Below are 13,689 nucleotides of genomic sequence, written 5' to 3' on the forward strand. Positions count from 1 at the left end.
GCCGGCTCTGACACAAGAACGGTTCAGCTTTTCGTAAAATACCTGAACCGCTCAATCTCTTTGTTTCACGCAATTCCGGACGGAAAACCGCCGCGCACTTTTCCTGGAATTGCTCCAGAGATCGCATCGTCACCCGAAACATCGGAGTTGTTGTGATGACCAGCGTCAGCGAACGTCCCGGCGGTGAGCCGGGCGAGGAGATCGGTTTTGTCGGCCTTGGCGTCATGGGCCAGCCGATGGCTCTCAATCTTGCAAAATCAGGCACTAGGCTGGTGGTCTGGAACCGCTCTGCGGCAGCGGCCGATCCGTTGCGCGAGGCGAGTGCCGCGGTGGCGGCGAGCGCCGAGGAGGTGTTTGCGCGCACACGCGTCGTCATCCTGATGCTCGTCAACGAAACGGTGCTGGATGAGGTCCTGCAGCGCGGGACGCCGGGCTTTGCCAAGCTGGTCGCCGGGCATGTCGTGGTTTCGATGGGAAGCAATTCGCCGGGCTATTCGCGTGGTCTTGCCGCTGATATTCTTGCCGCCGGCGGGCGCTATGTCGAGGCGCCGGTTTCGGGCTCGCGCAAGCCTGCAGAGACGGCGCAGCTCGTCGCGATGCTCGGCGGCGATCCAGAGACGGTCGCCGAGGTGCGACCGCTGCTTGCGCCCATGTGCCGCGAAACGATCCTCTGCGGTCCCATCGGCAATGCGCTGCTGATGAAACTGACAGTCAATCTCTATCTTTGCACGATGCTGGCGGGGTTGGCCGAGGCGGCGCATTTTGCCGAGAGAAACGGGCTCGATCTCACCACCTTTCAGGCCGCGATCGATTCCGGTCCCATGGCGAGCGACCTGACGCGCGTGAAAATTCCGAAGCTTATCGCCAGGGATTTTTCAGTGCAGGCCGCAACCGCCGATGCGTTCAACAGCACAAACATGATCGCCCAGGCGGCGCACGCCGCCGGCATGGCGTCGCCGGTTCTCGATCTCTGCCGCACGCTCTATGGAGAAAGCGTGGACCTCGGCAACGGACGGCTCGACATGATGTCTGTGATTGCTGCCATCGAGGCTCGCACATCGGCCCTCGACCGATCCTAGGAAAGCGCTGTGCCGGCACCTATGTTGCATTGAGACGGAAACAGCCACTGCCGAAAGGAAGACGGATATGCCGGCTGCTGCGGACCACAATCTCTTTCGCCAACTCGGTTTGAAGCACCCGCTGATCGTTGCGCCGATGGCGGGCGGTCCCTCATCGGTGGATCTCGTGGCGGCCGCGTCGGCTGCAGGAGCGCTCGGTGCCATGGGAGGCGCCTATTCCAATGCCGCTGCCATCGAGGCCTTTGCGGATCAGGTGCGCCAGCGAACCGATCGGCCGTTTTCGATCAATCTTTTCATTCCGCATTCGATTCCCGAGGTTGCGGCCGATCGGCTTCAGCGCGCAGTGGCGGCGACCGCTCGGTACAGAGAGGAACTGGAGCTGCCTTCGCCGCAGCTTGCGGCTCCCTATGAGGAGGATTTCGACGCGCAATTCGAAGCCGTGTTGCGCGTCAAACCGGCATGTTTCAGCTTCGTCTTCGGTCTGCTCCCCATCGACCATATCCGCGAGGCGAAAAAGGCCGGTATCTCGCTGATCGGCACGGCGACGACGCTTGAGGAGGCGAGGGCACTGGAAGACAGCGGCGTAGATGCGATCGTGCTGCAGGGCTTCGAAGCGGGCGGGCACCGCGGCATTTTCGATGCCGGGGCAGCGGATCCGGAAATCGGCATGCGCGATCTCCTGGCGCAATGCGTCGGCACCATTCGCGTGCCGCTGATTGCAGCCGGCGGTATCATGACCCCGAGCGATATCCGGGCGGCGCTGCAGGCGGGTGCGCAGGTCGTGCAGATGGGCACGGCCTTCCTTGCCTGCACGGAGGCCGGAACGTCGGCTCCCTATCGCAAGAAGCTTGTCGAAACATCGGAACGCAGGACGCGCACGACACGCGCCTTTTCGGGCCGCTTTGCGCGCGGGATCGAGAACCGCTTCATGGACGAGATGGATGGGAAGCCGGACGCCATCCTTGCCTTTCCGGCGCAGAACAAATTCACGCGGGACATACGTGCTGCGTCGACGGCGAAGGGATTGCCGGATTTCCTGTCTCTCTGGTCGGGAACCGGCAGGGGCGAGCTGTGGCAGGGGAGTGCCGCCGAATTGATCGGTCGTCTTTTCGCAGAGTGATGCGCTTAAAAAGAAAGGAGCCGGCAAACCGGCTCCCGATCGTCTCGCAAGGCTTATGAAGCCTCGATTATTCCATGCCGAGCGCGGCCATGTAGGTCTGCAGGATGGATTCTTCTTCCAGACGTTCGTTCGCGTCCTTCTTGCGAAGGCGGATGATGGTGCGGATCGCCTTGGTGTCGTAGCCGCGGCCCTTGGCTTCGCCCATCACGTCCTTGATATCGGACTGGATGGCGGCCTTTTCTTCTTCGAGGCGCTCGATGCGCTCGATGAATTGACGCAGTTCCGCCGCGGCCACGTTCTCGACGCTGTTCTCTTCCATGCACTTCTCCTAAAGGGTCTCAAAGGGTCGCTTACAGCCGGTCGCAGATGAGATCGGTCGGTCACCGATAGGGGCACATCGCTTCAGGGCTTGCGCGGGATTTCGAATTCGATCGGGCAGTTGACGTGCCGCGAATGGCGCGCAAGGTCAAGCCGGATTGGTGAAGGGAGCGTTAATCTTTTGGCTTGTTCTGCTCGAAAGCGGCTTTTTGCACAGGAGAGGCTTCTTTCTGATGCAGGTTTTTCCAATCCTCGTAGGACATGCCGTAGATCATTTCCCGGGACTCATCCTTGCTGACGGGGAGGCCTGCCTCTTCGGCCGCTTCGCGATACCAGTTGGAGAGGCAGTTGCGGCAGAAACCGGCCAAGTTCATCAGGTCGATGTTCTGAACGTCGCTGCGTTCGCGTAAGTGCGCCACGAGGCGGCGGAAGGCGGCGGCCTCAAGCTCGGTCTCTTGTTCCTTGGTGAGCGTGGTCATCTGTTACTCCTCTGTTCGCTTGCCGGCCTAGATCTCGTAAGGACCGGTGCGCGAAGGATATTGCTTATATTCATGGAGCGCCGGATCGGCGTTTATCTCTGCGAAAATCGGTGCCAGGCGATCGGCCCATTCGGCAATGCCGGTCTCGTCGCCGATCAGATCCTGCCGGACTTCCAACAGCGCGTGCGGAATGCCCTTCATCATGCAATGGCGGAACATCGTGTCGTTGCGCAACGCACCGTCATACGGCTCATTGTCACCAATGACGAGATTGGTATCGGCGCCGAGCTTTGCAAGGAGCGGCGCGACGGCGCGATCATCGCTATCCCAGAGCACGCTTGCATGCCAGGGCCGAGGAACACCCTTCCACGCCGGCGTGAAGGAGTGCAGCGACAGGATCAGAGGTGCCTTGCCCGTCGTTGTGGCCACCGCTGAAATCGTCTCGTCGACGGCTTGATGGTAGGGCCGGTGGAAGGCTTGGATGCGGTAATTCCACTCTTCATTCGTGATCGGGTGATTGCCTGGGATGATCGCCCCGTCCGAGATCTTCATGATCAGGGTCGGATCGTCCTCGCCGCGGTTCGGATCGATCAGCAGGCGGGAAAAGCCGCCGAGGACGCCAGGCACACCCAACCTCTCGCAGAGATGACGGCACAGGCTTTCGATGCCGATGTCGTAGGCAATGTGGCGGGAGAAGGCGGCTTCCGGCAGGCCGAGGCTGCCATAGCGCTCAGGTAGATGCCGCATGGCGTGATCGCCAAGAATGACCATGCCTTTGTCACGATTGCCGGATATGATTTCGAATGGTTTGAAGTCGGTCATGCAGATTGTCGGTTATCGAAATTTTCAACTCTTTGTTTGATTGCATGTGCGGATGGAAGGTGCAAGGTTTGCAGCTTCGACCGGATGAGGAACGGCGCGGGGCGCCGTCACCATCCCGCGAAGAAAATATAATCGATTAGAGTTGCGTTGACATTCATGGGATGGCGGCGCAAGAAGACGCAACAACGAATAACCGGGAGCCAATTGGAAGCCGTGTCCAGCCAAGTCGCGCCACGTTTCGTTAAGCGGTCAGGTCCGCTCGCCCGAATCGCCTTCCTCATTCTCGCCGCGGCAGCGCCGTTCTTCTTCATGCCAAATGCGGCTCATGCCGACTTCCGCGTTTGCAACGGCACGCAGAATCTCGTCGGTGTCGCGATCGGCTACCGTGCGAAGGATGGCTGGGTGACGGAGGGATGGTGGCAGGTTCCGGCGACCACCTGTGCCACGCTGATCGAGGGGCCGCTTCAATCCCGCTATTATTATCTCTACGCAGAAGATGCGGCTCGCGGCGGCCGCTGGACGGGCGACGTCGAAATGTGCGTGGCGGAAAATGAATTCAAAATCCCAGGTGTGAAAGACTGCTACGCTCGTGGCTACCAAAAGATGGGATTCAAGGAATACGACACGGGGCGTCAGGCAAGCTGGATGGTTCAGCTCTCCGATACCTCGGGCAGCCAGGAAAGCCAGAATTGATGAGACGAAACCGCAAAGTCAAAATCCTCGCAACGCTCGGTCCGGCATCCTCTTCGGAGGAAATGATCCAGAAGCTCCATGAGGCCGGGGCAGATTTGTTCCGCATCAACATGAGCCATGCCAGCCATGACCTGATGCGCACACTGATCCAGCGCATTCGCGCCGTCGAAGCCCGCTGTGGCCGCCCGATCGGAATTCTCGCCGATTTGCAGGGTCCCAAGCTGCGTGTCGGCAAGTTTGCCGAAGGCAAGGTCGATCTCAAGCCCGGCCAGACGTTTACGCTCGACAATCAGGATACGCCCGGCGACAACACGCGCGTGTTCCTGCCGCATCCGGAAATCCTGGAATCGGTTCAGCCCGGCCATCGCCTGCTGATCGATGACGGCAAGCTGGCGCTGCGTGCCGAGAAGTGCGACGGCAAGAGCATCGTCACCACCGTCATTTCGGGCACGAAGATTTCCGACCGCAAGGGCGTCAGCCTGCCCGACACGCTGCTTGGCGTCGGCGCGCTGACCGACAAGGACCGCACCGATCTCGATGCCGTTCTCGCCACCAACGAAGTCGACTGGGTGGCGCTTTCCTTCATCCAGCGTCCGGAAGACCTGACGGAAGTCCGCAAGATCTCCCATGGCCGCGTCGGCCTGATGTCGAAGATCGAGAAGCCGCAGGCCGTCGAGCGCATAGAGGAAATCATCGAGCTCTCCGACGCGCTGATGGTGGCCCGCGGCGACCTCGGCGTCGAAATGCCGCTGGAAGCCGTTCCCGGCATTCAGAAGCAGCTGATCCGCGCCTGCCGCCGCTCCGGCAAGCCGGTGGTCGTTGCCACGCAGATGCTGGAATCGATGATCTCCGCGCCGGTCCCGACCCGCGCTGAAGTGTCCGACGTGGCGACCGCCGTCTTCGAAGGCGCCGATGCCGTCATGCTGTCGGCAGAATCCGCCTCCGGCGACTATCCGGTCGAAGCCGTTTCCATGATGGCTTCGATCGCCGGCACGATCGAGCGCGAGCCGCATTATCCGGGCATCATCTACGCACAGCGTGCGCTTCCGGAAGCGACCGGCGCCGATGCGATCTCGCTCGCCGCCCGTCAGATCGCCGAGACTCTGAAGCTCGCCGCCATCGTCTGCTACACCTCGTCGGGCACGACCGGCCTGCGCGCCTCGCGCGAGCGTCCGCAGGTTCCGATCCTGGCGCTGTCGCCGATCATCCAGACGGCGCGTCGCCTGTCCGTCGTCTGGGGCATGCATTGTGTCGTCACCCACGATGCGACCGATCTCGACGACATGGTCAACAATGCCTGCCGTATCGTTGCCGAGGAAGGCTTCGGCAAGCCGGGTGACCGCATCATCATCTCGGCCGGCGTGCCGCTCGGTACCCCCGGTGCCACCAACATGCTGCGCATTGCCTATATCGGTTCGGACGGTCAGTCCGGCGTGTGATTGCCGACATCTGATTGCGGCAGCCCTCAAACATCCGAAACCCGCTGTCGAAAGACGGCGGGTTTTTTCTTGAAGCCGAAGCGCCTGCAATCCCAGGCAGGTGGATGAAGAAGGAGATATGCCAATGAAAGTCGGGTTTATCGGATTGGGCCAGATGGGGAGCGCCATGGCCGTCAATCTTATCAAGGCCGGGCATGAGGTGACCGTCTATAATCGTTCGCGCGACAAGGCCGAGGCTCTGGCCGGCGAGGGCGCCAAGGTTGCGGCGACCGTGGCGGAAGCGAGCGCCGGCGAGGCAGTCTTCACCATGCTCGCACATGACGATGCGCTATCGGCCGTCGTCCATGGCGATGGCGGCGTTCTGGCAAGCCTTGGCAAGGGTGCAGTCCATATCTCTGCAAGCACAATCAGCGTGGCGATGTCCGAGCGGCTCACCAAAGAGCACACCGCGGCGGGCCAGCGCTTCGTTGCCGCGCCCGTCTTCGGCCGTCCGGACGCTGCGGCTGCGGCGAAGCTTTTCGTTGCCGCCGCGGGTGCGCCAGACGCCATCCAGTCGGTTACGCCGCTTTTTGACGCGATCGGTCAGCGCACCTTTGTGCTCGGCGAGGAGCCGAGGGCAGCCAATCTCGTCAAGCTCAGCGGCAATTTCCTCATCGCTTCGGTCATCGAGTCGCTGGGCGAGGCCATGGCGCTGGTCGAGAAGGGCGGTGTCGACCGGCATGCCTATCTCGATCTCTTGACCTCGACGCTCTTCAACGCGCCTGTCTACAAGACCTATGGCGGGCTGATCGCGGATCGCAAGTTCCAACCAGCCGGTTTCGCTGCACCGCTCGGCCAGAAGGATATCCGGCTGGCGCTCGCTGCCGGCGAGGCGCTGAACGTGCCGCTGCCATTGGCGAGCCTGCTGCGTGACCGGTTCCTCAACCTGCTGGCGCATGGCGGCGAGGAGCTGGACTGGTCGGCGATTGGCGCGCTGGCGGCGAAAGATGCGGGGTTGGTGGGGTAGTTCGGCAGCTGGGAGATTTATCCATAGCTAATCGAGTTTGCGGAGGTGCATACCCCCTCTGTCCCTGCGGGACATCTCCCCTACAAGGCAGGGGTATCGCATATGAGCGGAGATCGCCGCTGTCCCCCTTCTCCCCAGCGGGGAGAAGGTGCCGCCAGGCGGATGAGGGGGGTGCCCGCCAAGACCACTAAAATTCATGAATTCAAATAGATAACCCCCTCGTCCGACCCTTCGGGCCACCTTCTCCCCAAGGGGAGAAGGAGCTTATGGTGCTCGTCCGCCTCCATATGCGATAGCCCTGCCACAAGAGGGGAGATCGTTTGGAGTTTGCAGGCGTCTTTAACGATACAACGCGCTTCAGTCTCTGCGGATACAAAGTTGCTTGGAGGCGTGTCGATGCCGCAGGTTACCAATCTCCCCCTTGTGGGGGAGATGTCGCGATAGCGACAGAGGGGTATCATAGGTGCGGCAGACTGAAAGCCTCCGCCAAGCCCCTTGCTAACCACCTTCCCACATGCAACCCTTGCTCATTCCAAAAGGAGGGGACTCCATGCATCTCACTACGCTGCTTGCCTTCGCCACCGTTTCCTTCATCGGTATCGCGACGCCGGGGCCGACTGTGCTGCTGGCGCTGACCAATGGTTCGCGTTTCGGCGTCAGGCGCGCCTTGCCGGGCATGATCGGGGCCGTCCTTTCCGATGCCGTTCTGATCAGCGCCGTCGCTATCGGCCTCGGTGCCCTGCTTGCGGCTTCGGAATTCTGGTTCTCGGCGCTGAAATGGGTGGGTGCGGCTTATCTCGCCTTTCTCGGCATCATGATGCTGCGGTCGAAGGGAAGTATCGAGGGTGCGTTGCAGGCGAGCGCGAGCCAGGCGAAGGGTACGGCCTTTGCCATCGGCCTGAAGAGTTTCATGGTCGCCGTGACCAATCCGAAGGGCTATCTATTCTTCTCGGCCTTCCTGCCGCAGTTCATAGACCCTTCTGGGCCGCAGCTGCAGCAATATGTCGTGCTGGGCGCCGTCTTCGCCGCACTCGATTTTATGATCATGTTCGGCTACGCGGTCTTCGGTTCGCAGGCGGTCCGCGTCCTGAAGTCGGAAGGGGCTAAATGGCTGGAGCGCGCCTGTGGCGGCGCGCTGCTGGCTCTTGCCGGGTCGCTGGCGCTGTATCGTCGCGCCGTGAATTGAGGTTATTGACGGCTCAATGCCGCCTCAAAAACTTCCCTGTCGACATTGCCGCCCGACGTGACTGCGATCACCGTATCGCCGTCGACGTGCCTGCCGTGGAAGAGCGCTGCCGCGAGTGCGACGGCGCCGCCCGGTTCAACGACGATCTTCAAACGGGTGAAGGCGAGCGCTATGGCTTTCTGCGCTTCCTCGTCCGTGACGACTAGGCCGGGGCCGCAGAGGCGCTTCATGATCGGAAAAGTGATATCGCCCGGCTGGGGGCTGATGATGGCATCGCAGATCGAGCCTTGCAGCGCGGCATTGCGCTCGATCTTACCCGAAACCAGCGAACGGGCGGTGTCGTCGAAATTTTCCGGTTCGCACGGGCGTACCTTGAAACCCGGCGCGCGGGATTCGAGCGCGAGTGCGATACCCGAGGTCAACCCGCCACCGCCACAAGGAACCAGGACGCTGGCTGTCTCGATGCCTTCCTCTGCCGCTTGTTCGGCGATTTCCAGCCCAGTCGTTCCCTGGCCGGCAATCACCTGCGGTTCGTCGAAGGGCTTGATGAGAGTCAGGCCTCGCTCCTTGGAAATACGGGCGCCGATCTCGTCGCGATCTTCCTTCACGCGATCATAGAGCACGACTTCGGCGCCGAAGGCGCGGGTATTGGCGATCTTCAGCTTCGGCGCATCAGCCGGCATGATGATGACAGAGGGAATGCCGTGCAGCTTGGCGGCCAGCGCCACGCCCTGGGCATGATTGCCGGAGGAGAAGGCGATGACGCCTCTCGAACGCACGGCCGGCTCCAGCGCCGAAACAGCCGACCAGCCGCCGCGAAACTTGAAGGAGCCGGAGTGCTGCAGGCATTCGGCTTTCACGAACAGGCGGCGCCCGGCGATCTCATCGAGAAAAGGCGAGGAGAGCAGCGGCGTGCGCCGCGCCCGACCGCCGAGGCGAGTGCGGGCGGCTTCGATCATTGCGATATCGACCATGGACGGATCACTCTTCTGATTAGAAAGGTTTTCCCTCCATAAAGCGCGCCGCTTCCCTTTGAAACAAGGAGATTGTCTCCGTGACACTTCAGGCGAGGTTGGGCAGCGAGAGATGCCCGACGTCGTAGGTCTGCGGACCAGACCTGGCCGGATCTTTCGGTGGCTCGGCCAGCAGGCGGAAGCGCACCAACGTCCAGTGGGTCGGCTCGAAGGCGGCGACCGAGGCCAGTGCTTCGCTGTTCGAGAGGGCTTGCGCTGCCGCCTCAGTTTCGCTCGCGCGGAGCTCGGCGAGCGATGTCTCGGCATCGATCGTGACCACCTCGCGTGTCGCGAATTTGGCGCGGCGGATACCCGCAGATATCTCGGCGTGCCAGGCGATCCAGGTGTTGACCTGGGGGCGGCCGAAATTCTCGGTCAGGGCGAGGAAGCCGGGGCCGCAGACGAAGTCGCTCAGGCCTTCCTCCTTCTGCCAGACGTAGAAGGGCGAATAGAAATTCTGCCGGCTTCCCGTTACCGCATTGCCCTTTCTCGCTGTGAGATAGGCCTTGAATTTCAAGCCCGGAAGGTTGTCGAGCAGGGGACCTTTGTCGCGGATACGGCGATCGATGATCGTCATGTCGTAATCCGCGGGGAGGGGGAAGTTATATTGCATGGCGATCATCGGTCATTCCTCCAGCCAGGTCACGGCGCTGCCATCCTGCGCCGCCTGGATGCTGATATAGGAGAAGGCATTCTCCGGCGCCGCACCGTGCCGATGGCGCTCGTTGGGCGCGAAGCTGATACAGTCGCCGGCGCGCAGTTCCTCCGCCGGGCCGCCGAAACGTTCGGCAAGCCCGACGCCGGACAGGACATAGAGGATCTGTCCGTGCGGATGCGTATGCCAGCGTGTCATGACGCCGGGTTCGAGTTCGCAGCGCATGGCGCTCAGGCCGCCGTTCTCTCCATTCTCCACCAGCGACTCCACTAGGAAGGAGGCCGTGGCGATGCCCTCGGGCGATGGCCGCATATTCGTGCCGGCGCGATGGATGGCGGGCGACAGGGTAGATGTGGTCTGAGGCATGGCTCTCAAGCCTGTTCGATCATTTGCGCGATGCCGTCCGAAAAGGACCAATCCTCGCGTGTCGCCGTCGTGATGGTGATCATGATGTCCTCGGGACGGATACCGGGCGAATCGGCAAGAAGTTCGGCGACCCGGCGATAGAAGGTCTTCTTGACCTCGGTACTGCGGGGCTTGCCGATCGTGACATCGAAGAAGATGTAGTTGTCCGAACGCGGCTTGCCGGCGAAATAGGTCCGATCGAAGATGAGCTCATGCGGCTCCAGCTGATGAATGGACTGGAAGCGATCTGTCGGCGGCACGTCGAAGGCTTCGACCAGAGCGCGGTGGAAATTATCCGAAAGCGCCTTGAGATATTCCGGCGACTTGCCGCGCAGAAGGGTGATGCGGGTGAATGGCATGGGGTGCTCCTGTTTCCGTTTGACTTGACGAGCACAGAATGCCAGCGGATAATCATCCTGAAAATCAGATAATTTTGGATTTATAGTCCCAAAAATATGGATGATTCTCCATGCGAAAAGTCATCTTCGATCTCGATGTGCTGCGCAGTTTCGTCACCGGCATGGATCTCGGCAGCTATGCCAAGGCGGCCGACAGGCTCGGGCGTTCGACCTCCGCCATCAGTGCCCAGCTCAAGAAGCTGGAGGAGCAGGCGGGTACGCCAATCTTCCGCAAGGCGGGGCGTGGGCTGGCGCTGACGGAGGCCGGCGAGACGATGCTTGGCTATGCCCGGCGGCTGCTGGATCTGAACGACGAGGCGGCCACGGCGCTGCATGGGACCGAGCTTGAGGGCTGGGTGCGCCTCGGTCTGCAGGAGGATTTCGGGGAAACCCTATTGCCCGAAGTGCTTGGCCGTTTTGCCCGCGCCCATCCAAAGGTGCGCATCGAGGCGCGGGTCGTACGCAATGCGGAACTGATTGAGCGGGTGACCTCAGGCAAGCTCGACTTGGCGCTTGCCTGGAGCGACGGTTTCCGCACTGCTTATACGGACCGTATAGCCGAAGTACCGCTCTGCTGGGTCGGTCCGGCCAATGGCACGATTCAGTGGCGTGCCGATAGCGGTGAGGTCATGCCATTGGCCTCGCTGGAGGCGCCATGCCTGTTGCGTAATATCGCCACGAAGACACTCGATCGGGCCGGTATCGGCTGGCGGATATCCTTCGTCAGCCCAAGCCTCGGCGGCCTTTGGGCTGCGACGGCGGCGGGTCTCGGTCTGACACTGCGCACGCCGCTCGGCCTGCCGCAGAAGGTGCGGCAATTAACGCCTAATGAAGCGGGTCTGCCGGCTTTGCCGAAGCTTGATCTCGTGCTGCATCGTGCCGAGGCGGAGGCTAGCCCTGCGACGGAACGGCTGGCGTCGATCATGTTGCAGGCGGTGCGGCAGAGCATCGAGACCGTGCCGCAGAGCCGGATATTGGAGGATGCGCCGGCTCATGATGTCATCACCGCCTGAGATCCGGCGCTGGATTTGGAAGGTTCTGTCGGGAGGTTGGCTATACGGATTTCGGCCTCGGCTGCCAGTATTTCCAGATCGCGCGGCTGGCCCCCCAGATGTTCGATGGCTGCGATCGCAACATCCGTCGTCACATAATCCGGCTTGTGGCCGAGATTGCGGATGGTGATGAGTTTGGCACCGGCGATATCCCGGGCAAGCCCGCGCGAATGCAATTCCTCCAGCACGATATCATCGCTGTCGCCGGTAATAATGACAGTAGGTGCCTTGATCTCGCTGTAGCGCGGCGCATGGGTAGAGACATAGGCAAAGAGATTGACGACATCGATTGCGTTGTTGCGGAAGGTCCGCGGTCGCAATACGAGTTCCGGCGCTGTCTTCATGACGTAGTCCGCCGGCCGGGCATTCGGATGAAAGATGTTGAGCGTGCCGGTATCGACCCGGCGCAGGCCGATCGGAATGACGAAGAGCTGGGTAAAGAGCCAGCCCAGGACGGGCATGGCGGCGAGCGTGTAGTACCAGTCGACGCCGCCGGACCAGGGATGTGTTGCCGGTGCGAGGAAGAGCAATCCTGCCGTTTTTTCGGGATGGCGCATGCCGAAGGCGGCGGCGATGGCACCGCCGAAAGAGTGACCGATGATAATGGCGCTCTTGATGCCGCACCTATCCATCAGCCTTGCAATAGCATCGGCCTGACCGGAGGGAAGGGCATTTTCAGCAGTCCCGCGTTCGGAATAGCCGTGGCCCGGCCGATCGACGAACAGCATCTCGGCCCGGCCGCGCAAAGGTGCCGCAAAGGCTTCGAACTGATCGCGCAGATTGCCGCTGGCGCCATGGATGAAGACCAGAGCCGGCAGGTCCGCCGTCGCCGGGCGCGGCAGATGCACGGCATTGAGGCGATAGCCGCCGATGTCGGTGAGCTCGCCGATATTCGGATAGGTCTGCTCGATGGCGCGCGTCTTGTAGGCGGAGAAGCCCGCGGCAATGGCAAGAAGCAGGACAATGGCGGCGAGAAGAGAATCGAACATTGCGGCACAGATCAAATATCGTAAGACACTAATCTAGCGCATTCCTGCGGTTTTTCATCCCTTCCAATCAGCCAAGGGATGAGCGTTCGCGGCCACGGTATCAGGTGCGGCTGCCGGCAACCTTTTCCGAGAGCTTGCCGGCTTCTTCCTGCGCTGACCGATTCGCCGGATACACTTCCAGAAAGCGTTCCCAGGCCCTGAGGGCGAGCGCATCATTATCACGTTCGGTCAGGATCGCCGCCATGCCGGCCAGTGCGCCAAAATGGCGCGGCTCTATGCGTAGGACCTGATTGATGTCTTCCATCGACTTGCGATAGTCGCCGATCGCGAAATTCAGAGTTGCGCGGCGATTCCAGCCTTCAACATAGTCTGGTTTCAGCGAGATCACCTGATCCAGATAGTCCATGGCGGCGGCATTGCGCTTCTCCTGGATGGCCTTGTCGGCCCATTGCATCAGGAGATTGATCGTGGCGCTGCCGGAATCGCTGAGTTCGGCATTGATCTGATCTGCGATCAGGCTGGCCTGATCGGGATCGCGCTGGCGCTTCAGTGCCGTGAAGAGATTGTCGAGCTGCTGCTTCGGCGACAGGCTGCCGGAGGGATCGCCGGGATCCTTCTTCTCCATTATGCTCGGTTCGTCCGCCAACGCCGCATGGGGGGCGGAGGCTGTCAGAGCAAGCAGAATCGGCAGGGCTAGATATGACAAAGCAAAAACGCGCATGGCGGGCATAGTAGCCCGCCAATGTCGAAGATCAAAACCAAATTTGATGCGATCAACTAAAACTGAGCGTCGGATCCATAGGAACCGAGCCGCGCGCTATATCAGCCCTGACGAGCCTTGTAGCGCGGGTTCAGCTTGTTGATGATGTAGATACGGCCCTTGCGGCGGACCAGACGGTTGTCACGGTGACGCGCCTTGAGCGACTTGAGCGAATTCTTGATCTTCATTTTTCTGATCCGCGATCTCTGAGGGGGAATGTCACATTCGCCCGGGTCTTTTAACAATCAAAAGCGCGCGCGGGGCGCGCTCTTTAG

General features: G+C 61.3%; 17 protein-coding genes. 7 read left to right on the top strand and 10 right to left on the bottom strand.

The genetic code is table 11. The features are described 5' to 3' along the window. Positions 1–155 precede the first annotated feature (155 nt). The gene (locus tag DQ393_RS19270; protein WP_112343345.1) at positions 156–1,079 is read left to right on the top strand and encodes an NAD(P)-dependent oxidoreductase; all 924 of its coding nucleotides are present in this window, start codon (positions 156–158) and stop codon (positions 1,077–1,079) included. Between the two features lie 67 nt (positions 1,080–1,146). After that, the gene (locus tag DQ393_RS19275) at positions 1,147–2,199 is read left to right on the top strand and encodes an NAD(P)H-dependent flavin oxidoreductase (protein ID WP_112343346.1); all 1,053 of its coding nucleotides are present in this window, start codon (positions 1,147–1,149) and stop codon (positions 2,197–2,199) included. 67 nt (positions 2,200–2,266) lie between these two features. On the opposite strand, the gene DQ393_RS19280 is transcribed toward DQ393_RS19275, so the two are convergent. The 3 genes from DQ393_RS19280 to DQ393_RS19290 form a co-directional block, all read right to left on the bottom strand. Continuing rightward, positions 2,267–2,518 carry a DUF2312 domain-containing protein gene (locus DQ393_RS19280; protein WP_069613239.1) on the bottom strand — a complete coding sequence of 84 codons (252 nt, stop codon included), beginning with the start codon at positions 2,516–2,518 and terminating at the stop codon, positions 2,267–2,269. Positions 2,519–2,690: 172 nt separating this feature from the next. Continuing rightward, on the bottom strand, positions 2,691–2,996 hold the full coding sequence (locus DQ393_RS19285; protein ID WP_112343347.1) for a DUF1244 domain-containing protein: 306 nt from the start codon (positions 2,994–2,996) through the stop codon (positions 2,691–2,693). A 27-nt stretch (positions 2,997–3,023) separates the two neighbouring features. Next, on the bottom strand, positions 3,024–3,818 hold the full coding sequence (locus DQ393_RS19290) for an N-formylglutamate amidohydrolase (protein ID WP_112343348.1): 795 nt from the start codon (positions 3,816–3,818) through the stop codon (positions 3,024–3,026). 204 nt (positions 3,819–4,022) lie between these two features. Between DQ393_RS19290 and DQ393_RS19295 the strand changes: the two genes are divergently transcribed. The 4 genes from DQ393_RS19295 to DQ393_RS19310 all read left to right on the top strand — a co-directional run bounded on the left by DQ393_RS19295 (position 4,023) and on the right by DQ393_RS19310 (position 8,142). Further along, positions 4,023–4,511 (top strand): DUF1036 domain-containing protein, encoded by a 489-nt coding sequence (locus tag DQ393_RS19295; RefSeq protein ID WP_112343349.1) that lies wholly within the window; start codon positions 4,023–4,025, stop codon positions 4,509–4,511. Next, the gene (pyk, locus tag DQ393_RS19300) at positions 4,511–5,950 is read left to right on the top strand and encodes a pyruvate kinase (RefSeq protein WP_112343350.1); all 1,440 of its coding nucleotides are present in this window, start codon (positions 4,511–4,513) and stop codon (positions 5,948–5,950) included. Before DQ393_RS19295 ends, pyk begins: the two co-directional genes overlap by 1 nt. Positions 5,951–6,074: 124 nt before the next feature. Then, positions 6,075–6,956 carry an NAD(P)-dependent oxidoreductase gene (locus tag DQ393_RS19305; RefSeq protein ID WP_112343351.1) on the top strand — a complete coding sequence of 294 codons (882 nt, stop codon included), beginning with the start codon at positions 6,075–6,077 and terminating at the stop codon, positions 6,954–6,956. Between the two features lie 550 nt (positions 6,957–7,506). Next, positions 7,507–8,142, top strand: a complete 636-nt coding sequence (locus tag DQ393_RS19310; RefSeq protein ID WP_112343352.1) for a LysE family translocator — start codon at positions 7,507–7,509, stop codon at positions 8,140–8,142. A 2-nt stretch (positions 8,143–8,144) separates the two neighbouring features. On the opposite strand, the gene DQ393_RS19315 is transcribed toward DQ393_RS19310, so the two are convergent. The 4 genes from DQ393_RS19315 to DQ393_RS19330 form a co-directional block, all read right to left on the bottom strand. After that, entirely contained in the window at positions 8,145–9,116 is a 972-nt protein-coding gene (locus tag DQ393_RS19315; protein WP_112343353.1) for a threonine ammonia-lyase, read from the bottom strand. Positions 9,117–9,204: 88 nt separating this feature from the next. Further along, positions 9,205–9,777 carry a DUF4865 family protein gene (locus tag DQ393_RS19320; protein ID WP_112343354.1) on the bottom strand — a complete coding sequence of 191 codons (573 nt, stop codon included), beginning with the start codon at positions 9,775–9,777 and terminating at the stop codon, positions 9,205–9,207. Positions 9,778–9,780: 3 nt separating this feature from the next. Then, positions 9,781–10,176 (bottom strand): cupin domain-containing protein, encoded by a 396-nt coding sequence (locus DQ393_RS19325; RefSeq protein ID WP_112343355.1) that lies wholly within the window; start codon positions 10,174–10,176, stop codon positions 9,781–9,783. 5 nt (positions 10,177–10,181) lie between these two features. Continuing rightward, positions 10,182–10,574 (bottom strand): tautomerase family protein, encoded by a 393-nt coding sequence (locus DQ393_RS19330; RefSeq protein WP_112343356.1) that lies wholly within the window; start codon positions 10,572–10,574, stop codon positions 10,182–10,184. 110 nt (positions 10,575–10,684) lie between these two features. On the opposite strand from DQ393_RS19330, the gene DQ393_RS19335 reads away from it, so the two are divergent. Continuing rightward, positions 10,685–11,626 carry a LysR substrate-binding domain-containing protein gene (locus DQ393_RS19335; protein WP_112343357.1) on the top strand — a complete coding sequence of 314 codons (942 nt, stop codon included), beginning with the start codon at positions 10,685–10,687 and terminating at the stop codon, positions 11,624–11,626. Here DQ393_RS19335 and DQ393_RS19340 read toward each other — a convergent pair. The 3 genes from DQ393_RS19340 to ykgO all read right to left on the bottom strand — a co-directional run bounded on the left by DQ393_RS19340 (position 11,605) and on the right by ykgO (position 13,602). Next, positions 11,605–12,654: an alpha/beta fold hydrolase gene (locus tag DQ393_RS19340; protein ID WP_112343358.1), complete on the bottom strand. Its 1,050-nt coding sequence runs from the start codon at positions 12,652–12,654 to the stop codon at positions 11,605–11,607. The two genes, DQ393_RS19335 and DQ393_RS19340, sit on opposite strands and share 22 nt — an antisense overlap. A gap of 100 nt (positions 12,655–12,754) precedes the next feature. Continuing rightward, complete coding sequence (locus DQ393_RS19345) at positions 12,755–13,384, bottom strand: hypothetical protein (protein WP_112343359.1); 630 nt, start codon at positions 13,382–13,384, stop codon at positions 12,755–12,757. Between the two features lie 92 nt (positions 13,385–13,476). After that, a complete protein-coding gene (gene ykgO, locus DQ393_RS19350; RefSeq protein ID WP_003582204.1) occupies positions 13,477–13,602 on the bottom strand; it encodes a type B 50S ribosomal protein L36 in 126 nt (41 codons plus the stop codon). Between the last annotated feature and the right edge of the window lie 87 nt (positions 13,603–13,689).

The organism is Martinezella tropici (assembly GCF_003287875.1).
Classification (GTDB): domain Bacteria; phylum Pseudomonadota; class Alphaproteobacteria; order Rhizobiales; family Rhizobiaceae; genus Rhizobium; species Rhizobium tropici_C.